This is a genomic window from Labrenzia sp. C1B70 (assembly GCF_000475395.1).
Lineage (GTDB): Bacteria > Pseudomonadota > Alphaproteobacteria > Rhizobiales > Stappiaceae > Roseibium > Roseibium algicola.
The window spans coordinates 685,113-707,682 of record NZ_AXCE01000012.1 but is presented as its reverse complement, the minus strand read 5'-3'; the positions used below and the strand labels follow the sequence as shown (position 1 = coordinate 707,682).

Annotated in this window: 18 protein-coding genes; 17 read left to right on the top strand and 1 reads right to left on the bottom strand. The window is 60.2% G+C overall.

Annotation, left to right across the window (positions count from 1 at the left end):
- Positions 1–93: 93 nt before the first annotated feature.
- From Q666_RS51540 to recN, 15 genes are all read left to right on the top strand, one after another.
- Positions 94–1,563 (top strand): UDP-N-acetylmuramoyl-L-alanyl-D-glutamate--2,6-diaminopimelate ligase, encoded by a 1,470-nt coding sequence (locus tag Q666_RS51540; protein WP_023000488.1) that lies wholly within the window; start codon positions 94–96, stop codon positions 1,561–1,563.
- Positions 1,560–2,990, top strand: a complete 1,431-nt coding sequence (locus Q666_RS51535; RefSeq protein WP_023000489.1) for a UDP-N-acetylmuramoylalanyl-D-glutamyl-2,6-diaminopimelate--D-alanyl-D-alanine ligase — start codon at positions 1,560–1,562, stop codon at positions 2,988–2,990. Before Q666_RS51540 ends, Q666_RS51535 begins: the two co-directional genes overlap by 4 nt.
- A gap of 10 nt (positions 2,991–3,000) precedes the next feature.
- Positions 3,001–4,086 (top strand): phospho-N-acetylmuramoyl-pentapeptide-transferase, encoded by a 1,086-nt coding sequence (mraY, locus tag Q666_RS51530; RefSeq protein ID WP_023000490.1) that lies wholly within the window; start codon positions 3,001–3,003, stop codon positions 4,084–4,086.
- A gap of 4 nt (positions 4,087–4,090) precedes the next feature.
- Positions 4,091–5,491 (top strand): UDP-N-acetylmuramoyl-L-alanine--D-glutamate ligase, encoded by a 1,401-nt coding sequence (gene murD / locus Q666_RS51525; RefSeq protein ID WP_023000491.1) that lies wholly within the window; start codon positions 4,091–4,093, stop codon positions 5,489–5,491.
- A gap of 1 nt (position 5,492) precedes the next feature.
- Positions 5,493–6,650 (top strand): putative lipid II flippase FtsW, encoded by a 1,158-nt coding sequence (gene ftsW, locus Q666_RS51520; RefSeq protein WP_023000492.1) that lies wholly within the window; start codon positions 5,493–5,495, stop codon positions 6,648–6,650.
- A 17-nt stretch (positions 6,651–6,667) separates the two neighbouring features.
- Positions 6,668–7,774, top strand: coding sequence for an undecaprenyldiphospho-muramoylpentapeptide beta-N-acetylglucosaminyltransferase (gene murG, locus Q666_RS51515; protein WP_023000493.1), 1,107 nt, complete (start codon positions 6,668–6,670; stop codon positions 7,772–7,774).
- A complete protein-coding gene (gene murC, locus Q666_RS51510) occupies positions 7,771–9,171 on the top strand; it encodes a UDP-N-acetylmuramate--L-alanine ligase (RefSeq protein WP_023000494.1) in 1,401 nt (466 codons plus the stop codon). The genes murG and murC overlap by 4 nt, the downstream gene beginning before the upstream one ends.
- A 12-nt stretch (positions 9,172–9,183) precedes the next feature.
- The gene (gene murB, locus Q666_RS51505) at positions 9,184–10,155 is read left to right on the top strand and encodes a UDP-N-acetylmuramate dehydrogenase (protein ID WP_023000495.1); all 972 of its coding nucleotides are present in this window, start codon (positions 9,184–9,186) and stop codon (positions 10,153–10,155) included.
- A complete protein-coding gene (locus Q666_RS51500) occupies positions 10,155–11,081 on the top strand; it encodes a D-alanine--D-alanine ligase (protein WP_023000496.1) in 927 nt (308 codons plus the stop codon). The genes murB and Q666_RS51500 overlap by 1 nt, the downstream gene beginning before the upstream one ends.
- Positions 11,069–11,983 (top strand): cell division protein FtsQ/DivIB, encoded by a 915-nt coding sequence (locus Q666_RS51495; RefSeq protein ID WP_031269118.1) that lies wholly within the window; start codon positions 11,069–11,071, stop codon positions 11,981–11,983. Before Q666_RS51500 ends, Q666_RS51495 begins: the two co-directional genes overlap by 13 nt.
- The gene (gene ftsA / locus Q666_RS51490) at positions 11,980–13,302 is read left to right on the top strand and encodes a cell division protein FtsA (protein WP_023000498.1); all 1,323 of its coding nucleotides are present in this window, start codon (positions 11,980–11,982) and stop codon (positions 13,300–13,302) included. Before Q666_RS51495 ends, ftsA begins: the two co-directional genes overlap by 4 nt.
- Before the next feature lie 115 nt (positions 13,303–13,417).
- Positions 13,418–15,196 carry a cell division protein FtsZ gene (gene ftsZ / locus Q666_RS51485; RefSeq protein WP_031269121.1) on the top strand — a complete coding sequence of 593 codons (1,779 nt, stop codon included), beginning with the start codon at positions 13,418–13,420 and terminating at the stop codon, positions 15,194–15,196.
- Between the two features lie 257 nt (positions 15,197–15,453).
- A complete protein-coding gene (lpxC, locus tag Q666_RS51480) occupies positions 15,454–16,398 on the top strand; it encodes a UDP-3-O-acyl-N-acetylglucosamine deacetylase (protein ID WP_023000500.1) in 945 nt (314 codons plus the stop codon).
- 228 nt (positions 16,399–16,626) lie between these two features.
- Positions 16,627–17,475 carry an outer membrane protein assembly factor BamD gene (locus tag Q666_RS51475; RefSeq protein ID WP_051990129.1) on the top strand — a complete coding sequence of 283 codons (849 nt, stop codon included), beginning with the start codon at positions 16,627–16,629 and terminating at the stop codon, positions 17,473–17,475.
- Positions 17,476–17,597: 122 nt separating this feature from the next.
- Positions 17,598–19,265: a DNA repair protein RecN gene (gene recN / locus Q666_RS51470; RefSeq protein WP_023000502.1), complete on the top strand. Its 1,668-nt coding sequence runs from the start codon at positions 17,598–17,600 to the stop codon at positions 19,263–19,265.
- Between the two features lie 87 nt (positions 19,266–19,352).
- Here recN and Q666_RS51465 read toward each other — a convergent pair whose 3' ends face one another.
- Complete coding sequence (locus Q666_RS51465) at positions 19,353–19,586, bottom strand: hypothetical protein (RefSeq protein WP_023000503.1); 234 nt, start codon at positions 19,584–19,586, stop codon at positions 19,353–19,355.
- A 148-nt stretch (positions 19,587–19,734) separates the two neighbouring features.
- Between Q666_RS51465 and ligA the strand changes: the two genes are divergently transcribed.
- Together ligA and Q666_RS51455 are read left to right on the top strand one after the other, a co-directional pair.
- Entirely contained in the window at positions 19,735–21,888 is a 2,154-nt protein-coding gene (ligA, locus tag Q666_RS51460; RefSeq protein ID WP_023000504.1) for an NAD-dependent DNA ligase LigA, read from the top strand.
- A gap of 323 nt (positions 21,889–22,211) precedes the next feature.
- Complete coding sequence (locus Q666_RS51455; RefSeq protein WP_023000505.1) at positions 22,212–22,508, top strand: GIY-YIG nuclease family protein; 297 nt, start codon at positions 22,212–22,214, stop codon at positions 22,506–22,508.
- Positions 22,509–22,570: the final 62 nt, after the last annotated feature.

The following is a 22,570-nucleotide window of genomic DNA, read 5'->3' as shown; positions in this document are numbered from 1 at the left end:
GCTGAGCTTTGAAAACCGGCGGGGTCGCAGCCGAAATCCGGTTTTCCGAAAAAGCTCATTAATGACGACGCACAAACCGGATGATCGGGTGAGATGGATCTTGAGTATTTAGCTGCCGGGCTGACCTTGCCCGAAGCGGCAGAAGCTCGGAAAATTACGGGGCTGACGGCTGATAGCCGCAAAGTTCAGCCGGGCTTCTTGTTTGCCGCCTTCAAGGGGGCTTCCGTCGACGGGACAAAATTCGCCCCGGACGCAGCAGCGGCCGGGGCAATTGCCATTCTGTGTGCTGAAGAGGCCGCAGATGCAGTGCGTGCACAGGTGCCGAAGACGGTTGCCGTTGTCAGTGCCGCAGAGCCTCGTCAGGTTTTTGCAAGAATGGCGGCCCGTTTCTACGGCGCTCAACCCGACACAATCGTTGCCGTCACCGGAACCGCGGGCAAGACATCCGTTGCTCATTTTGCCCGCCAGATCTTCCAGGCCGCCGGTCACCCAGCGGCAAGTCTTGGTACACTGGGCGTTATCAAGCCGGATGGAGAAAGTTACGGCGGCCTGACAACGCCGGACCCGGTTGCCTTGCACAAGCAGTTGGCAGAGCTGGAAGAAGAAGGCGTCAATCATGCAGCGCTTGAAGCCTCCTCGCACGGTCTCGATCAGTACCGGCTGGACGGTGTTCGGCTGACGGCAGCCGCTTTCACCAATCTTGGCCGCGATCACATGGACTATCATCCGACGATCGAGCATTACCTGAATGCAAAACTTCGCCTGTTCAAAGAGTTGCTTCCGTCAGGCGGCACAGTGGTCTGCGATCCGGGTGAGAAATATGCTGACAGGGTCATGGCGGTCGCGCAGGAGCGAGGATTGCCGCTCTTCACGGTCGGAGAAACCGGCCGGAACCTCACCCTGACCGGCCTGAAACCGATGGGGGCAGGGCAGGAACTGACGATCCAGAGTGCGCGCGGCGAATACAAGGTGACGCTACCTCTGATCGGTCGCTTCCAGGTTTCCAACGCACTCATTGCTGCCGGTCTCGCGATTGCCGCTGGCATCGACACGGGAACTGCCTTGCGGGCCCTTGAAAACCTGAAGGGGGCTCCTGGCCGTCTTGAACTTGCCGGTAAGACGCCAGCAGGCGGGTTAGTTTTTGTCGATTACGCCCACAAGCCGGACGCGCTTGATAATGCCCTTGCGGCTTTGAAGCCGTTTGCCCGTGGCAAGCTGTCCGTGATTATCGGCGCCGGTGGCGACAGGGACCCCGGAAAACGCGAGCTGATGGGGGAAGTCGCGGCTCGCAGGGCCGATTTGGTTATCGTCACGGACGACAACCCGCGCTCGGAAGACCCGGCGACCATTCGCAAGGCAGTGTTGGGTGGCGCACCCGATGCAATGGAGATTGGCGACCGGTATGAAGCGATCGCAGAGGGAGTTCGCCGCCTAAAGGATGGCGATATCCTGTGTGTGGCCGGAAAAGGTCACGAAACGGGCCAGATTGTTGGCGACACAGTGATTCCCTTTTCCGATCACGAAGCCGTAAAGCGCGCCATCAGTCTTGAAGGAAACACATGAGCGACCCGCTTTGGACCCTCGATGCCTTTGTTGAAGCCGCCGGTGGCCGCCTTCAGGGTGATGCTGGCGCTGAAATTACCGGTATATCCATAGACAGCCGGACGCTGGAGCCGGGTGATGCATTCGTCGCGATCACCGGCGACCGTCTGGACGGGCATGATTATGTTGCCGCCGCACTGGAAGCCGGTGCATCTGTGGCGCTGGTCGGCGAGGATCGTTTGTCCAATCTGCCCGAAGATGGCCGCTACGTGGTGGTGGACGACCCGCTTGAAGCCATGCGCAAGCTCGGTGTCGCAGCGCGGGCCCGCAGTAATGCCCGCATTGTCGCGGTTACCGGTTCTGTCGGCAAGACCGGCACGAAGGAAGCGTTGCGCCTGACACTGACAGAATCCGGCAAGGTTCATGCCTCGGTTGCCTCTTTCAACAACCATTGGGGCGTACCGCTGACATTGGCACGCATGCCCGCCGACACGGATTTCGGTGTCTTCGAGATCGGCATGAACCATGCGGGCGAAATCTCGCCGCTGGTAAAGATGGTGCGCCCGCACGTGGTGATCATCACCACCGTTCAGCCGGTACACCTGGAATTCTTCGACAGCGTCGAGCAGATAGCCAAGGCAAAGGCCGAAATTTTCGACGGACTGGAGCCTGGTGGAATTGCGATCCTGAACAAGGACAATCTGCAATTTGACCTGCTGAAGTTTCTGGCTGCTGCTGCCGGTGTTTCCAAAATCCAAACATTTGGCGAAGACCCTTCGGCAGACAGCCATCTCCAGAAGGCCGTTTCCTATCCGGCCGGATCGAGTGTCGACGCCAGCATTCTAGGCCAGGAAATCACCTACAAGATCGGGGCGTCGGGCAAACACCACGTCAAGAACAGCCTGGCAGTCCTGACCGCGGTCGTGGATCTGGGGGCGGATCTTGCAAAAGCAGGACTGGCACTCGATTCCATGCGCGCACCCAAGGGGCGCGGCGAGGTGACCCGTCTGCCCATGCAGAAGGGCGAGTTCAACCTTATCGACGAGAGCTACAACGCCAATCCCGCATCTATGAAGGCAGCACTTGCCGTGCTGGGCGAGGCGCCTGTCACAAGGCCGGGTCGCCGTATTGCCGTCATTGGAGACATGCGCGAACTGGGGACCGATGCCGACCGTTTGCACGCGGAGTTGCTCCAGCCGATTACCGACGCCGATATCGACGCGGTCTATTGCGCGGGCCCGCACATGCATGCGCTCTGGAAGCTGCTGCCGCATGACCTGCGCGGACACTACTGCGAAGAAGCAAAAGATCTGGAAGACGTGCTTTTGGGCGACGTCCGTTCCGGTGATGTTGTTATGATCAAGGGATCGCTCGGAACCCGGATGGGCCCGCTTGTCGAGGCCTTGAAAAAAGAATATCCGCCTGCGGACGACACCGCAGCGGCGTAAGGGGCATTGGATGTTTTATTTCTTGGGGCAATTCGCGGATCAGATTTCAGCGCTGAACGTGTTCCGTTACATCACTTTCCGAACCGGTGGCGCGATCATGACCGCGCTGTTTTTCGTTTTCCTGTTCGGACCGAAAATCATCGCCAGTCTTCGGATCCGGCAAGGGCATGGGCAGCCGATCCGCGCGGACGGACCTGAAAGCCATCTGCTGACCAAGAAAGGCACGCCCACCATGGGCGGGTTGATGATCCTGTCAGGGGCCCTGGTCGCGGCATTGCTTTGGTCGGATCTTTCCAACCCTTACGTATGGGTAGTCATCGGCGTCACCCTCGGGTTCGGCGGCATCGGTTTTTATGATGACTACCTGAAGGTCACCAAGTCCTCGCACAAGGGATTTGGCGGCAAGGCCCGGTTGGGCCTGGAGTTCCTGATCGCTGGCGGCGCGGCCTTCGCGGTTACCCTTCTGGATGTGTCCGAATACTCGGAAGCGATCACATTTCCCTTCATCAAGGATCTGACGCTCAATCTCGGTCTTTTCTTCATTCCCTTCGCCGCCTTCGTGATGGTTGGTGCGGGGAACGCGGTCAACCTGACCGACGGTCTCGATGGTCTGGCAATCGTGCCGGTGATGATCGCCTGCGCTTCCTTCGGCCTGATTGCCTATCTTTCCGGTAATGCGGTTTTTGCCAGCTATCTCCAGATTCACCACGTTGCCGGCACCGGTGAACTTGCCGTCATCTGTGGTGCCGTGATCGGCGCGGGTCTCGGCTTCCTGTGGTTCAACGCCCCTCCGGCTGCCATCTTCATGGGTGACACCGGATCACTTGCTCTCGGCGGCATGATCGGCGCGATCGCGGTTGCCACCAAGCACGAGATTGTTCTGGCCATCATTGGAGGCCTCTTCGTGCTCGAAGCCGTGTCGGTCATCGTGCAGGTGTTCTCCTTCAAGTTGACCGGCAAGCGGGTCTTCCGCATGGCGCCGATCCACCATCATTTCGAGATCATGGGCTGGACCGAAAGCCAGGTGGTGATCCGCTTCTGGATCATTTCCGTCGTGCTTGCCCTGCTCGGCCTCGCAACCTTGAAGCTGAGGTAGGCGCATGATCCCGGTCACCACATTCGACGGCAGAAAGGTTGCCCTGTTCGGGCTCGGCGGGTCCGGGCTTGCAACGGCGCGTGCGCTGAGGGCTGGCGGTGCGGATGTGGTCTGTTACGACGATAACGAAGCTCGGGTCGCACAAGCTGCCGGCGAGGGGCTTGCAACGCAAGACCTTCGGGACCTTGACTGGTCGGACGTTGCCGTACTGGTTCTTGCTCCGGGGGTACCGCTGACCCATCCGGTGCCGCACTGGTCGGTGGAGCTGGCGCGTGATGCCGGCGTCGAGATTGTCGGCGATGTCGAGCTTTTCTGCCGTGAGCGGCGCAAACAATGCCCGTCCGCGCCGCTGATTGCGATTACCGGTACCAATGGCAAGTCGACCACCACCGCCCTGATCGCGCATCTCCTGAAGGCCCTGGGCCGGGACGTGCAACTCGGCGGTAACATCGGGACGCCGGTTCTGGAGCTCGATCCTCCGCAACCCGGTCGGCACTATGTGGTGGAGTGCTCTTCCTACCAGATCGATCTGGCGCCGACCCTGGATGCAACTGTCGGCATTCACATGAACCTGTCGCCGGATCATCTCGATCGTCATGGGTCCATGGAAAACTACGCCGCTATCAAGGAGCGGCTTGTTGCCGGTGCCAAGGTCGCGGTGGTGGGAGTTGACGACCGGTTGTCCTCAGTAATTGCCGACAGGCTTGAACTTGCGCGCAAGCCCGTGTGCCGGATCGCTGGTGAAAAGGAACTCACCAACGGTATCTACGCTCGCCACGGGCGACTGATCGAGGCGCATGACGGTAGCCAGATCGAAGTAGCCCTGCTTGGCGGGATCGACAGCCTCCGCGGTGACCACAACGGCCAGAATGCGGCGGCTGCCTTCGCGGCTCTGCGTGCGCTGGAAATTCCGGCAGCGCAGATCGCAGAAGCCCTCAAGACCTTCCCGGGACTTCATCACCGCATGGAAGTGGTGGAGAAGAAGGGCCGGGTTCTCTATATCAACGATTCCAAGGCCACCAACGCTGACGCTGCGGCCAGAGCATTGGCAAGTTTCGACCGGATCTACTGGATCGCGGGTGGCCGGGCCAAGGCGGGCGGTATCTCCTCGCTGGACGAATATTTCCCGAAGATCGCCAAGACCTTCCTGATCGGAGAGGCGGCTCAGGATTTCGCCAAGACGCTGGATGGCCGCGTGCCCTTCAAGATCAGCGGAACGCTGACCCAGGCCGTGCAGGACGCCGCTGCCGAGGCGGCGGAGGACGGTGCGGCTGAAATCGCCATACTTTTGTCGCCCGCCTGTGCGAGCTTCGACCAATTCCCGAATTTTGAACTGCGGGGCGCTGCTTTTGTAGATGCGGTGCGTGCCTTGCCCAATTCCGGCAATACCCAGGAGGTCGCCTGATATGGTTTCGCGCGCCGATCGCAGCCGCTTTGCGGAATGGCTCTGGACAGTGGACCACTATCTGCTTGCCGCCTTCAGCCTGCTGATGGTTGGCGGTGTGGTGCTTTCGTTTGCAGCCAGTCCGCCGGTTGCCGAACGCATCGGCGTTGAAACCTTCTATTTCGTCAAGCGACAGGCCATGTTCCTGATACCGGCCCTGACGATCATGCTTGCCGGCTCGCTTATGACGCCGCGCATGGTCCGGAGGGCGGCACTCATCCTGTTCATCGTGTCGCTGCTGATGATGGTTGCCACCCTGTTCCTGGGGTTTGAGGCCAAGGGTGCGCGGCGCTGGATCTATATCGCCGGGTTGTCGATACAGCCGTCCGAATTCCTGAAGCCTGCCTTCGTGATCCTGATCGCCTTCCTTCTGTCGGAAAGTGGCCGCCGGCGCGAGGTGCCTGGGGTACTCTTCGCCTTTGTACTCTTTGCGGTTTGCGCGGCTCTCCTGATCGCCCAGCCGGACTTTGGTCAGACCATGCTGCTCGGCCTGGTCTGGGCAGGGCTGTTCTTTCTGAACGGGATTTCGTGGCTCATCATCATGGCGCTTGGCGTCATCGGGATCGTCGGCCTGTTTGCCGCCTATGCCTTCCTGCCGCACGTGACCAACCGCGTGGACCGGTTCCTCGACCCGAGCTCCGGCGATACCTTCCAGATCGATACGGCCAAGGATTCCTTTCTCGCAGGTGGGTGGCTGGGCCGTGGTCCGGGGGAGGGCACCGTCAAGCGGATACTGCCTGACAGCCACACAGACTTTATCTTCGCCGTTGTCGGTGAGGAGTTCGGCGTAATCGCCTGTCTGCTGCTTGTCTCCGTCTTTGCATTCATTGTCTTGAGAGGCCTGCGTCACGCCAGCCGTGATCAGGATGCTTTCAGTCGTCTTGCCACAGCAGGACTGACCGTGCTGTTCGGCCTGCAGGCCACGATCAATCTCGCGGTGAACCTTCACCTCATTCCGTCCAAGGGCATGACCCTGCCGTTCGTTTCCTACGGCGGGTCGTCGCTCTTGTCGTCCGCCATGACCGCTGGTGCCATTCTGGCGCTCACGCGCAGGCGGCCGCAGCCGTCGCGCGGTGATGTCGTCACGGTGAGCCGGCTTTCACCCTCTTCCCTGATGTAAGGCCCCAAGCCGCACTCATGAGCAAAACTGTTTTACTGACGGCCGGCGGAACGGGCGGCCACCTCTTCCCCGCACAGGCGCTGGCCAGCGAGTTGATCCGGCGCGGCTGGACCGTGGAACTTGCAACCGACGAACGGGCCGACAAATACGGCAGTGCCTTTCCCGCTCGCAAGGTTCACATCATCGCCTCGGAGACCATTCGGGGGCGCAATCCCTTCCTGCTGGCGAAGACTGCAGTGAAACTGTTTCTTGGAACGCTGCAGGCACGCAAGGTGATCAAGGCCTTGAAGCCGGATGTCGTGGCCGGGTTTGGTGGTTATCCGACGTTTCCGCCGATGTATGCTGCCCGGCTCACGGGCACGCCCTCCATCCTGCACGAAGCAAACGGCGTCATGGGGTGGGCGAACCGCCTGTTGGCGAAGGGCGTGACCGCCATTGCCACAAGCGTGCCGATCGAAGATCTGCCGGCGGATTTCAAGGCCAAGCTGACTGAAACGGGCAACCCTGTTCGGGACGCCGTCCTCGCGGCTGCGGAGTTGCCCTACTCGGCACCGCTCACTGGTGGAACGTTCAACCTGCTGGTCTTCGGCGGATCCCAGGGCGCACGCTTCTTTTCCGATCTGTTGCCGCCGGCGCTTGAAAAACTGTCTGCCGATATCCGCACCCGTTTGCGGATCGTGCAGCAGTGCCGTCCGGAGGACATGGAGCGGGTACAGGCTGTTTACGACAGTCTGGGCGTTCAGGCCGAATGCGCGCCGTTCTTCCAGGACATGCCACAGCGGATTGCCCAGGCGCATCTGGTGATCTGCCGGTCCGGTGCGTCGTCGGTCAGCGAGCTCAGCGTTCTTGGCCGTCCCTCCATCCTGGTACCGTTGCCCGGAGCCATTGATCAGGACCAGGCTGCCAATGCCAAGGTGCTTGAAAAAGCAGGTGGGGCCTGGCCGATCCGTCAGGTCGACCTTTATCCGGAGCGGTTGGCCCAGGAAATCACCCGATTCATGAATGCACCCGAAATGCTGGGCGAAGCAGCGCAAAAGGCGCGCAGCGTCGCCAGGCCTGACGCGGTGAAAAGACTTGCCGACCTCGTCGAGAAGGTCGCAGCAAAACAAGGAGAACGGCCATGAAGATGCCGCAGGACATCGGACCGGTTCATTTTGTCGGCATCGGCGGTATCGGCATGAGCGGGATTGCCGAAGTGCTGAAGACCCTCGGCTACACGGTACAAGGCTCGGACATGGCGGAAAACGCCAATGTTCAGCGCCTGCGTGACAACGGCATCAAGGTTTCCATTGGCCATGCCGCAGAAAACCTGGGCGATGCCGAGGTGCTGGTCGTGTCTTCCGCCATCAAGAAGGACAACCCGGAACTGGTCGCGGCCCGTGAAAAGCTGATCCCTGTGGTGCGACGGGCGGAAATGCTGGCCGAGCTGATGCGCTTCAAGCAGGCGATCGCCGTTGGCGGCACACACGGCAAGACCACGACCACATCGATGGTTGCCGCACTTCTCGATGCCGGCGGTCTGGATCCGACGGTGATCAACGGCGGTATCATCAATGCCTATGGCACCAATGCCCGCATGGGCGAGGGTGACTGGATGGTTGTCGAGGCAGACGAGAGCGACGGCACCTTCGTCAAGTTGCCGGCTGATGTCGCCATCGTCACAAATATCGATCCGGAGCATCTGGATCACTACGGCGACTTCGCCGGCGTACGCGCTGCCTTCCGGCAGTTCGTTGAAAATGTGCCCTTCTACGGCTTTGCCGTCATGTGTCTCGACCATCCCGAAGTCCAGACGATGATCGGGACCATCGAAGACCGGCGTGTCGTCACCTATGGCGCCAATCCGCAGGCCGACGTTCGCTACACCGATGTGTCGATGGATGGTGGCAAGTCGATCTTCTCCGTGACCCTTCGTGACCGCCGCAGCGGGCAGGTGATCGAACTGAACGACCTGACGCTGCCGATGCCGGGCCTTCACAACGTTTCGAATGCTACCGCGGCAATCGCGGTTGCCTCACAGCTTGGCGTCGAGGCGGACGATCTCAGAAAAGGCATTGCGGCCTTCGGCGGCGTCAAGCGGCGCTTCACGCACACCGGCACGGTGGGCGGCGTTCAGATATTCGACGATTACGGCCACCATCCTGTTGAAATCAAGGCCGTGCTCCATGCGGCGCGCGAGTCGACAAAAGGCAAGGTAATCGCGGTGATGCAGCCGCATCGCTATTCGCGCCTGCACAGCCTGTTCGATGATTTCTCGAACTGCTTCAACGATGCGGACGCGGTGATTATCGCTCCTGTCTACGCCGCGGGGGAGCAGCCGATCGAGGGAGCGGCACATACAGATCTCGTCTCGGGCATGAAGACCCGCGGTCACAGGAACGTTCGGGCGATCGAGGGTCCGGAAGAGCTGCCGGCGCTTGTCAAGGAACTGGCCGAGCCGGGCGACTTCGTGGTTTGCCTCGGGGCCGGCAACATCACCCAGTGGGCATACGCGCTGCCGAAACAGCTGGAAGAGCTTTAAGGAGGACGTCACATGGCGTTTCCCGATCTGCTGGAGCAGTATCCGGAGCTTGCCGAAGGTATCGGCGGCAAGCTGACGGCCAACCAGCCACTGTCTGCGGTCACGTGGTTCCGCACTGGTGGTCCCGCGCAGTTGATGTTCCAGCCGGCGGATGAAGACGACCTTGCTGCCTTCCTGAAAAAGCTTCCGAAAGATGTTCCGGTGCTGCCGGTAGGGCTGGGTTCCAACCTGCTGATCCGTGACGGCGGCCTGAAGGGCGTTGTCATTCGCCTGAGTGCAAAGGGCTTCGGTTCCATCGAGGAAGTCGGCGGTAACAGGTTGAGGGCAGGGGCGGCCGTGCCGGACAAGCGTCTGGCGGAAGCTGCGGCCAAGGCCGGTCTCGGCGGTTTTGCGTTTTACACAGGTATTCCTGGCGGTGTGGGCGGTGCGCTGCGCATGAATGCGGGCGCTCACGGCACGGAAACCCGCGAGCGTATGGTGGAGCTGACCGCGGTCGACCGGGACGGTAACCGCCACGTTCTGACGAATGAGGACATGGGCTATGCCTATCGCCACTCGGAGGCTTCGAAAGACCTGATCTTTACCTCCGCCGTCTTTGAAGGCGTGCCGCAGGACGAAGCCTCGATCCGGCAGGAAATGGCCGACGTTGTCGCCCACCGTGAACGGGCGCAGCCGATCCGTGAAAAGACCGGCGGATCCACCTTCAAGAACCCGCCCGGTACGTCGGCATGGAAAGAGGTCGACGCGGCAGGCTGCCGTGGCCTGACCGTCGGTGGAGCGCAAATGTCCGAAATGCATTGCAACTTCATGATCAATACCGGAACGGCCACCGGACATGATCTCGAACTGCTTGGGGAAACCGTGCGCGCGCGCGTGCTGGCGCACAGCGGCATCCGCCTGGAGTGGGAGATCAAGCGCCTGGGTGAATTTGGTGCACAGGGGGCTATCGAGCCATTTCTGGGCAAGGAAGGGGAGGCTGCCTGATGGCAAGCAAACATGTCGCTGTTCTGATGGGGGGCTGGGTTAACGAGCGTCCTGTAAGCCTCGCCAGCGGCAAGGGCTGCGCCGATGCGCTGGAAGAAGCCGGCTACCGGGTCACCAGGGTCGACGTTGACCGCAATATTTCCGCTGTTCTCAAAGATTTGAAGCCCGATGTGGTCTTTAACGCTCTTCACGGTCCCTTCGGCGAGGATGGCTGCGTTCAGGGAATATTAGAAGTTCTTAACATCCCGTACACACATTCCGGTGTGCTCGCCTCGAGCCTTGCAATGAACAAGGTGAAGGCAAAAGCGGTGATGAATGCTGCCGGAATTCCGGTCACGGAACACCTTGTTGTCAACCGCCGGGAGATCACCCGCGAGCATCCGATGAAGCCGCCATATGTGCTGAAACCCATCAACGAAGGATCGAGCTTCGGGGTGCTGATTGTCAAGGAAGATCAAGAGTTTCCGCCACAGGAACTGGGTCGGGAGGACTGGCCTTACCCTGACGTTCTAATGTGCGAAAAATTCATCAGCGGGCGGGAGCTGACCTGTGCCGTCATGGATGATACGGCCCTGGGTGTCATCGACATAGTGCCGTTAGGTCACGGCTTCTACGATTACGACGCCAAATATGCACAAGGCGGTTCAAAACACATTCTTCCTGCAAAAATTTCACCGATTGTTTACCAAACCATAGAGACACTAGCAGTTAAGGCGCATCAGGCTCTGGGTTGCCGCGGTGTTTCCCGCGCCGACTTCCGATTCGATGAAAAGGAAGACGGATCCGGAGAGCTGATTTGCCTAGAAGTGAACACGCAGCCAGGCATGACGCCGACTTCTCTTGTGCCCGAAATGGCGGCCCACAAGGGGATGAGTTTCAAGGACCTGGTCAGCTGGATGGTTGAGGACGCGAGTTGCTGTCGATAAGGCGCAAACATTACCGGGACGCGATGACCCCGCTGGAGGCTGAACTGGCTCCGCGCGGGCGCGGTGTGCCGCGTTTGCACCGCCAGCCGGTGTGGCGTTCGGCCGGGCGCCTGGCAGATCTGCCACGCTGGTCCGGATCTGCTGCTGCGCTGACTTTCTTAACCTTAACAATTGGTTATGGAATAGTCATAGGGGGGCACGGCCGGCTTGTTGCCGACAGTCTCCTGTCCGCTGCTGGTTTCGGCATCGAGGCGGTCAAGCTGTCCGGCCAGCGTGAAATCAACGAGTTCCAGATCCTGGAAGCGCTGGAAATTCACGAGGGTTCCTCGCTCGCCCTGTTCGACGCCAATAGCGCTCGCGAGCGTCTTAACGAGATGGCCTGGGTGAAGAGCGCTTCGGTGATGAAGCTCTATCCGAGCACGCTGCAGATCAACATCGAGGAACGGGTGCCCTATGCGCTGTGGCAGCGCGGCGACATGGTCTCGATCGTAAACGAATCAGGTGACGTGATCACCGACGAGGTGGATGGGCGTTATGCCAATCTGCTGCTTGTCGTGAACCACGGTGCTCAGCGCAGGGCATCCGAGATCAACACCGCGCTGGAGAAGGTTCCGGGCCTGCGTCCGCGCGTGCGCGCGGCGTTCCTGATCAGCGATCGCCGCTGGGACCTGCAGCTTGAGAACGGGATTTCGATCCGCTTGCCCCAAGACAACATCGACGCCGCCTTGGCAGATCTGGTGAAAATGGATGAAGAAAGCGGGCTCCTGTCCCGGGATATCGTTGCCATCGACATGCGTCTGGCAGATCGCGTGACCGTGCGCCTCTCCGACGAGGCTGCCGAACAGCGCAAGGTCATGACGGGCGGCAAGGGCCGCTCAGGCAAAAAGGAGCGTGACACATGAGCCGCTCCGACAACAACCTCTACCTGCCGAAGATGCGGCCGCTGCCGAGCCGTCGTGCCGTCATCATGTCGGTTCTGGACGTGGGCTCCACGAAGGTCTGCTGCCTGATCGCCAAACTGGTGCCGCAGGAAGAAAAGGCAATTCTTTCCAGCCGCTCCCACAAGGTGGAAGTGCTGGGGTACGGTTATCAGCGCTCGCGCGGGATCAAGTCCGGCGTCGTTGTCGACATGGATGCTGCCGAACAGGCCATCCGTCTGGCAGTCGACAGTGCCGAGCGCATGGCCGGCGTGACGGTCGAGTCGCTGATCGCAAACATCAGCTGCGGACGCCTGCAGAGCGAGATCTACAGCGCCAACGTTCCGCTGGCAGGCGACAGCGTGTCTGAAGCCGATATCCAGCGGGTGCTTTCCGCCGGCTCCAGCCACTCGGTGACCGACGGCCGGGCCGTCACACACGCCTTGCCGATCTCCTATTCGCTGGACGGCAGCCGCGGCATCCGCGATCCGCGTGGCATGATGGGCCACAAGCTGGGCGTCGACATGCAGGTCGTGACGGCGGAAGTTCCGCCTGTGCGCAATCTGGAACTGTGCATCAACCGCGGTCACCTTCATGTGGAAACCATGGTGGCGACGCCGTTTGCCAGCGGCCTGTCCACCATCGTGGATGACGAAGCCGAGCTTGGCGTCGCCTGCATCGACATGGGCGGCGGTACGACGACATTGTCGGTCTTCGTCGATGGCCACATGGTGCACCTGGATGCGATTGCCGTTGGCGGCAATCACGTCACCACCGATATCGCCCGCGCTTTCGCAACCCGTCTGCAGGATGCGGAGCGCCTGAAAACCCTTTACGGCTCGCCGCTGGCGTCCAGCTCGGACGATCGTGACATGCTCACGGTACCGCCGCTGGAAAGCGACAGCGACCTGCCTAACCAGATCCCACGCTCGGCGTTGACCCGGGTTATCCGGCCGCGCGTGGAAGAAATCCTTGAACTCGTGAGGGATCGGCTTACGGCGTCCGGCTTTGCCGGGCGTGTCGGTAAGCAGATCGTTCTGACCGGGGGCGCAAGTCAGCTCACGGGTCTTGGAGAAGTTGCGCGTCACATCCTGGGGCGCAACGTCCGTCTTGGCCGGCCTCTAGGCGTCGCCGGTCTTCCCGAGGCTGCCAAAGGTCCGGCTTTTGCCGCCGCTGTCGGTCTCTTGATTTATCCGCAGGTCGCTCAGATCGAACAGTTCGAACACAAGAACCGGAGATCAGGGTGGGGCGGGCAATCTGGTTACCTGGCCCGTGTGGGCCAATGGATCAGGGAAAGCTTCTGACGACATGAGCCAAGAAGACGACATCCAGGAAGTTGAGCTGCCAGAAATGGCAGAGGAGATTAGGGAAGAAGAGGCTACTCCCGTACCGGGGGCGCCAGTGGGTCGCGAGGATAATATGACCATCAACCTGAAGATGCCCGACATTCAGGAGCTGAAGCCACGCATTACGGTCTTCGGCGTCGGCGGCGCGGGCGGAAACGCCGTCAATAACATGATCACTGCAGGTCTCCAGGGCTGCGACTTCGTCGTTGCCAATACGGATGCCCAGGCACTGGCCATGAACCATTCAGACAGGCTCGTCCAAATGGGCGTGGCAGTGACTGAAGGTCTTGGCGCAGGCTCCCAGCCGGAAGTCGGCTGCGCAGCCGCCGAGGAAGTGATCGACGAAATCAACGATCACCTGTCCGGATCGCACATGGTGTTCATCACCGCCGGCATGGGCGGTGGAACCGGCACCGGTGCCGCACCCGTTATCGCACGGGCGGCACGCGAGCAGGGTATACTGACGGTAGGTGTGGTGACCAAACCGTTCCAGTTCGAAGGCGCTCGCCGTATGCGGATCGCCGATTCCGGTATCGAGGAACTGCAGCGGAGTGTCGACACACTGATCGTCATTCCGAACCAGAACCTGTTCCGGATTGCCAATGCCCAGACCACCTTCGCCGACGCATTCGCGATGGCCGACCAGGTGCTCTACTCTGGTGTTGCCTGCATCACCGACCTGATGGTGAAGGAAGGTCTCATCAACCTCGACTTCGCCGACGTTCGCTCCGTGATGCGCGGCATGGGCAAGGCCATGATGGGCACCGGCGAAGCCAGCGGCGAAAAGCGTGCACAGCAGGCGGCGGAAGCTGCCATTGCCAACCCGCTGCTCGACGAATCCTCGATGAAGGGCGCAAGAGGCCTGCTCATCTCCATTACGGGCGGCAACGACCTGACGCTGTTCGAAGTGGATGAAGCAGCTACCCGCATCCGCGAGGAAGTTGACGCCGACGCCAACATCATTCTGGGCGCGACCTTCGACGAGACGCTGGATGGTCTCATCCGCGTGTCTGTCGTTGCAACCGGCATTGACAGGGAGGAAGGCCTTGCGGCCAACACGTTTCCCGGAACAGCATCTCAGCCTGTGAAGGCGGAAGCTCCGGCAGCAAGCCGGACGCCGGAAATCAACACTCAGCGCCCGGCCGCTCTGGCTGAAAAGGCCCACGCCGAAAATGCCGCTGCCAAGGCCGTTGCCAATCTGGAACGGGAACTTGCCATTCCGGATCCGCAGCCGGTCGCCGTTGCAAGCGATCCGGCTGTCGAGATCAAGAAAGTGCAGCCGGCAGCAGGTTCGCTTGCAGCCAAGCCGCAGATGCTCGACATCGAAGACGAAGCCCGGGCACCTGTTGCAGAAGACATGCCGGTCAGCCAGCCTTACATTCCGCCGGTTGCCGCCGAGCATAACCCTGCACCGCGCATGCCGCGGGTGGAGGATTTCCCGCCGATCGCTCAGCGTGAAATCCAGGCAAAGCAGCAGACTGCAAATGTAGCCCAGCCTCAGCAGGCCGTTGCCCAGCAGCGTCCTCAGCAGCCTGCTCCGGCACCGAGCTATGAAGAGCACGCTGAAGACGACCGCCGCCCGATGGGGCTGCTGCGTCGCCTTGCAAGCGGCCTTGGCCGCCATCACGAAGAAGATCAGGAACATGACATGGCTGCCGCACCGGTTGCCCGTCCTGCTCCGCAGATGCAGCCGGCCCAGCAGGCCGCCCCGCGTGCGCCCCAGCAACGTCCCGCAGCTCATGGCGCTGCAGGCCAGCTGGACAACACCGGGCGGGCAACGCCGAAGCCGGTAACTGCAACAGAAGACGAACAGTTGGAAATTCCGGCGTTTCTTCGCCGTCAGGCCAACTGATTCGAGACCCGATCATCTTCCCTGATCGTTACAGCCCGGAGTTCACGCTCCGGGCTGTTTCCGTAACGGAACAAATTCGCGTTTTAATTCAGTGATTTGAAAGCCTGTGAATCGTTACAAATCGTAATAAAGCTTTATTTCGCCCAATTGGGGTTCGGGACTATGTTCCCAGCCAACGCGGGATCGTTAAAAGTCCGTAACCCTTTAAGGGCAAATAGAGGGCTTGTTTCCGCCGCAAACCGGAAGGGCAGGGTTTTATGACCGCATATGTTGACCGACAGACGACGCTAGCCGATCAGGTGACCCTGACCGGGATTGGCGTTCATTCGGGCAAACCCGCGTCGATCACTCTCGTACCGGCCGAAGCTGGTGTGGGGATTGTGTTCACCCGCACCGACCAGGAAAACTCCACCGAAGTTCCGGCACTCTGGAACAAGGTATCCGCAACAGCACTTTGCACCGTTCTCGGCGATCCTTCCAGTGAAGGTGTCGCGACCGTTGAACATCTCATGGCAGCTCTTTTCGGCATGGGTGTCGACAACCTGATCGTGGAAATCGACGGTCCGGAAATGCCGGTCATGGACGGCAGCAGCGTTGCGTTTGTCGAAGCAATCGAGCAGATCGGCCTGAAACGCCTGGACCGGGGACGCCGGTACCTGAAGGTGAAGAAGACCGTTCGCGTCGACAACGGTACGGCATGGTGCGAGCTGCACCCCTACAACGGCACCAAGTTCGATATCACCATCGACTTCGACACGCCGCTGATCGGTCGCCAGCAGTTCTCTTCCGACATCACCCCGGACGTGTTCCGTGACGAGCTTTCCCGTGCGCGCACCTTCGGCTACGTGAAGGATGTCGAGCAGCTTTGGAAGATGGGCTTTGCCCTGGGATCGTCGCTGGAAAATTCCGTGGCGATTGCCGAGGACAAGGTTCTCAATCCGGAAGGCACCCGCTGGCCGGACGAGTTTGCACGTCACAAGGCGCTCGACGCGGTTGGCGACCTGGCTCTTGCCGGTCTGCCGATCCTGGGTCTCTACCGCTCCTACAAGGGCGGGCACAAGATGAACCACGCGATCCTGGTCAAGCTGTTTGAAGATCCGAGCGCGTTCGAAATCGTCGAGTCGCCTGCATTCCGCAAGGTCGGCCAGGTCGACAAGGGCGGTATCGCAGCCGCTGCTGCTTTCGGACCTGACGTCTCCTGATATAATTTTGATCGGCCGCTTTGATGAAGCGGCCGTTTTCTTTTCGGCGGAATTCGGAACCTATTTGGACCGGTTGCCATAAAATTGCTCAAAAAAACCGTCAGATGGCCGATGAGGACGTGACGGGGACCGGTGATTTCCGCTAAACACTCCTGTCGATAAATTTGCAAGGCCGCATGACATGGGCCTTAGGGGCCGGAAAGGTCCGGGAGTATAGGCGTGAACGGAATGGATACTGGTTCTGAAGTGAACAGAGCCAAACACATGAAAACCTTCCTGAGATTGGCCGTTCTGGCTGTACCGCTTGCGCTTGCCGCATGCGGTGGCAAGGACGATCTCGATGAGTTGGCACTCAACGATACGCCGCCGGAAGTTCTGTTCAACGAAGGCCTGTCCCTGCGCGCGCAAGGCAAACTGCGCGATTCGACCCAGAAATTCGAAGAGCTCGACAAGCTCTATCCCTATTCTGAATACTCCAAGAAGTCGCTGGTGAACCTGGCGTTCCTGAACTACTCGCGCGGCAAGTACACGGAAACCGTAACTGCGGCGAAGCGGTTCGTGACGCTCTATCCGGGGGACGAGGATTCAGCCTACATGCTGTATCTCGCCGGTCAGGCCTATTTCCGCCAGATGCCGGACATTACCCGCGATCAGGCCGTGACCCGCAAGGCAGCCGGTGCGTTCAACGAGCTGATCCAGCGCTTCCCGGAATCGGAATATGTGCCGGATGCCGAAAGCAAGCTGCGCATCGTGCATGACCAGCTTGGCGGCAAGGAAATGCAGGTCGGTCGCTTCTACCTGAAGAAGCGCAACTACATCGCGGGGATCAACCGCTTCAAGACAGTTGTCGTCGATTACCAGACCACGCGGCACGTGGAAGAAGCCCTGTTCCGCCTGACCGAAGCCTACTACGCACTCGGTGTCGTCAACGAAGCGCAGACGGCCGCAGCCGTGCTCGGGCACAACTACCCGGACAGCCAGTGGTACAAGGATGCCTATTCGCTGCTCAACAAGGGTGGGTACGAGCCTTCCGAAGACAGCGGCAGCTGGATCAGCCGCGCCTTCAAGAGCATCTGACGCCTGGTTTAATCCCGAAATGGCCTCAGCCTCGCAAATGAGGTTGAAAAGGCTCAAACAGGCTCTTTCAAGACGCTTCGGTCCTCCTATATGGTGGGCCGAACTTTAAGGAGCATCCCTTCATGCTGGTCGCGCTGTCTATCCGTGACATCGTTCTGATCGACCGTCTTGACCTCGAATTTGCCGCCGGCATGTCGGTTCTCACCGGCGAAACCGGCGCGGGCAAATCCATCCTTCTCGACTCCTTGTCGCTGGCACTCGGCGCGCGTGGTGATGCCGATCTCGTGCGGCATGGCGAGGCGCAAGGACAGGTGACGGCTGTCTTTGATGTGGCGGCGGATCATCCCGTTCGCATGTTCCTGCGCGAGAACGATGTCGATGACGATGGCGACATCATCCTGCGCCGTATCCAGACGTCAGACGGCCGCACCCGGGCCTTCGTCAACGATCAACCCGTCAGTGCAGGACTGCTGCGTCAGGCGGGTGCGCTCCTGGTGGAAATCCACGGACAGCACGATGACCGTGCCCTGGTTGACCCGGAAAGCCACCGGGCCCTCATTGATGTTTTCGGAGGGCTGACGGCCGAAGCCGAGGCCGTGGCACAGGCCTTTGCCACCTATCGCGCTGCCGACAAGGCAGTGACCGATCACGAGAAACGTATAGAAGCCGCGCGCAACGAGGCTGATTTCCTGCGTGCTGCCGTCGATGAACTGTCAGCCCTCAAGCCGGAAGCCGGCGAAGAGGAGCACCTGGCGGCCCGGCGGACGGACATGATGGCGGTCGAAAAGATTGCCGGTGATCTGAACGAAGCCTTTGAAACCTTGAACGGCACTGCGTCGCCAATCCCGGAACTGGCCAGCTTGCTGCGACGTCTGGAACGCAAGGCCGACCAGGTGCCGAATCTTCTCGGCCAGCCTGTCCGCACGCTTGCAGAGGCGATGGATCTTCTCGAAGAAACCCGCGGCGGACTGGAAAGCGCATTGCGTGAGACCGAATATGATCCACGCGAACTGGAAGCTGTCGAAGAGCGGTTGTTTGCGCTTCGTGCTGCCTCCCGCAAGTTCTCGGTGCCGGTTGACGAGCTGTCCGCCCTGTGTTCCCGCATGAGCGGCGATCTGGCCGATCTCGATGCGGGTGAAGACAAGTTGGCGGCGCTGGTGAGTGCTGCTGGAAAGGCCCGCGCCGAATACGACAAGAAGGCAGCCAGCCTCTCGGACAAGCGACGAAAGACAGCCAAGGCACTGGAAAAGGCTGTTGAAATGGAGTTGCCCGACCTCAAGCTGGAGCGGGCAAAATTCATCGTCGAAGTTGAAAGCAATCCGGAAAGCCGCAGCCGTTCGGGCATCGATCAGCTGGAGTTCCATGTCCAGACGAACCCAGGCACGAAGCCGGGGCCGATGATGAAGGTTGCGTCCGGTGGCGAGCTTTCCCGTTTCCTCTTGGCACTGAAGGTGTCTCTCGCCGACAAGGGCTCGGCCCCGACGCTGGTTTTTGACGAGATCGACACAGGTGTGGGCGGTGCCGTCGCCGAGGCCATCGGCCTGCGTCTGGCACGACTTGCCGGCAGCGTTCAGGTTCTGACGGTTACCCACGCCCCGCAGGTGGCAGCTCGCGCTGCAGGGCATTTCCTGATCGCCAAGGAAGCGACCAAGAAGGACCGGGTGGCAACACGCGTTCAGCGTATTGATGAAGACCACCGCAGCGAGGAAATCGCCCGGATGCTTGCCGGCAGCGTTATCACGGAAGAAGCCCGCGCCGCGGCGCGCCGGCTGCTGACGGCTGCGGAATAGGAAATAGGATCCGGCGCGGTGGACAAAAAAAGGGCGGGTTAGCCGAAGCTCCCGCCCTGTGGTGCAGTTTACAAATGAGAAATGGTCTTACGGCTCCTTGACGAGCGGTGCTTCCTTCATGTCAGGCAGCTTCAGTTCACCTTCTCCCAGATTGGGGACATTCAGCTCGATGCTCAGCTCTTCGTCGTTCGTGAAAAAGCCATTGGCATAGAGCAGGCCGCCTGCGATCAGCGCGACGACAAGCGCTCCGGCCATGAACCAGCCAGCGCTGTTGCCGTTCGTCTTCTCGACATAATGCGTTTCACGGTCCTGATAAGCCATTCGTGTCTCCTCATTCCAACATTGACCAGCATCGAGTTTTGCCGGTTCGATGTGCTATCAACGCTTGAGCCCGCCATTCGGTTCCGGTATCCGATTTAATCCGGTCATCAACTCGGCCTGTCCCGCTGACACATTTCGTGAAGACATCATGACTGACACTTCCTTCGCCCAAACCGACATCGACGCCCTGACGCAGGAGGAAGCACAGGTCGAGCTGAAACGGCTGGCGGCGGAAATCGCCGAGCACGACCGCCGCTATCACCAGGAAGATGCCCCGGTGATCTCGGATGCGGACTATGACGCGCTGCGCCGGCGGAACGCGTCCATCGAGGCCCGGTTTCCCAATCTCATTCTTGAAGACGGTCCCTCTGCGCAGGTGGGGGCGGCCCCTGCGTCCGGTTTCGGCAAGATTACTCACCGGGTGCCGATGCTGTCGCTGGACAATGCGTTCAACGATGACGACGTCCGGGACTTCGTCGGCCGCGTGCGCCGGTTTCTGAAGTTCGATCCGTTGATGGGGGCTCTGGCGGTTACCGCGGAGCCGAAGATCGACGGTCTGTCGCTGTCTCTTCGGTATGAAAACGGCACTCTGGTTTACGCCGCAACGCGAGGTGACGGCACCACAGGTGAAAACGTCACCGAGAACGCGAAGACGATCAAGGATATTCCGGAGAAGCTGTTCGGCACGGTGCCGGGTGTCGTTGAAGTGCGCGGCGAAGTCTATATGGCGCACAAGGATTTTCAGGCGCTGAACGAGCGCATGGCAGCCAATGGTGGCAAGGTTTTCGCTAACCCGCGCAACGCGGCGGCGGGCTCGTTGCGCCAGCTGAAATCCGAAATCACGGCCTCCCGCCCACTGCGGTTCTTCGCTTATGCCTGGGGCGAGATGAGCGAGCTGCCGGAAGACACCCAGTTCGGCATGGTCAAGCAGCTGGAAGCCTGGGGCTTTCAGGTCAACCCGCTGATGAAACGCTGCGAAACCGTGGAAGAGCTTCTCGGGGTCTATCACGGCATCGAGGAAAGCCGCGCCCAGCTCGATTATGATATCGATGGTGTGGTCTACAAGGTCGACCGGCTGGACCTTCAGGAGCGCCTCGGCTTTGTCTCGCGGTCTCCCCGGTGGGCGATCGCTCACAAGTTCCCGGCCGAACAGGCCTACACCATCCTCAACGACATCGAGATCCAGGTTGGCCGAACAGGTGCCCTGACGCCGGTTGCCAAGCTGGAGCCGATCACGGTGGGCGGTGTCGTCGTTTCAAACGCGACCCTCCACAACGAAGACTATATCAAGGGTATTGGCCAGGACGGAGAGTCGATCCGCGGCGGCAAGGATCTTCGCATCGGTGACACGGTGAAGATCCAGCGTGCCGGCGACGTCATTCCGCAGATTGTCGATATCGATCTGGACAAACGCCCCGATGGGGCGGAAGCCTTCGAGTTTCCGACGATCTGCCCCGCCTGCGGTAGCCACGCGGTGCGCGAGGAAAAGGAAAAAACCGGGCGCCGCGATGCGGTGCGCCGCTGCACCGGCGGTCTGATTTGCCCGGCCCAGGCAACGGAAAAGCTCAAGCATTTCGTCTCGCGCAATGCCTTCGACATCGAAGGCTTCGGCGACAAGCAGGTCGACGCCTTCTACAAGGAAGGCCTTGTGATGGCACCGGCGGACATCTTCACGCTGGAGGAGCGGGACAAGCGCTCTCTCACCAAGTTGCGCAACCGGGAAGGCTGGGGTGCCGTTTCGGCGAAGAACCTTTTCGAGGCAATCAACGCGCGGCGAGAGATTGACCTTCATCGTTTCATCTTCGCCCTTGGCATCCGTCACGTGGGCGAGGGCAACGCCAAGCTTCTGGCACGTGCCTATGGCTCTTGGGCGGCGTTCTATGCAGCCATGAAGGGGGCGCATGACACGGCGGGTGAAGCCTGGACAGAGCTCAATGACATCGACGGCATCGGCCATATCGTTGCCGAGGCGCTGGCGGAGTTCTTTGCCGAGCAACACAATCTCGACCAACTCGATGCGCTTCTGGTCGAGGTGTCACCCAAGGACGCTGAAAAGATCAACGCCTCCGGCTCGCCGGTCGCAGGCAAGACAGTGGTTTTCACCGGCTCGCTGGAACGTATGACCCGCGACGAAGCCAAGGCCATGGCCGAACGCTTTGGTGCCAAGACAGCCGGTTCCGTGTCGAAAAAGACCGACCTGGTGGTGGCCGGACCTAGAGCTGGTTCAAAGCTGAAAAAGGCGCAGGAACTGGAGATCGAAGTCATCTCCGAGGATGACTGGTTCGATCTGGTGGGGGCCTGAGCGGGTATTCCCTTCGTGTTTTGTCATCCGGGTTTTTTTGACGAAAGGCCCGAGGCAGAGGCATTTTGTTCCACCGGTGCCTGCGTTTACTGGATCCCCGCCTGCGCGGGGATGACAAAATGGGGAGGTGGGCTCTGTTTTCATTTCACATTACCCCGCCATCCATTGTCATCCCGGTTTGACGCGCAGCGGCAAGACCGGGATCCAGTACCCCCTGTGCTCGCAGGAATCACAAACCTCCGGGTTTCCCGAAACCGGTATCGGCTGCGTCATATCAGCAGGACTAACGTTTATCCGGGAAGAATTTCAACGAAGGCTCCACGTTGCACCTTGATCAGCAATACTATGTCTACATTCTTGCAAGCGGACTGGGCGGCACGCTCTATGTCGGGGTGACGAATGATCTGTTGGGCAGGGTTTCGCAGCACCGTGAAAGCATCGGAAGCCAGTTTACCGCGAAATATGGCGTGCATCGGTTGGTGTATTACGAAGTCCACGAGGAAATCGAGTGGGCGATCAAGCGGGAAAAACAGCTCAAACGCTGGAATCGTGCCTGGAAGATCCGTTTGATCGAAGAACGGAACCCAAACTGGGACGACCTGTTTGCTAAACTGGCTTGACACTTTTGCGTTGGTTCGATCGTTTGCTGCGCATGGCTTGTTCTCACGCCGCTTGGTCAAGC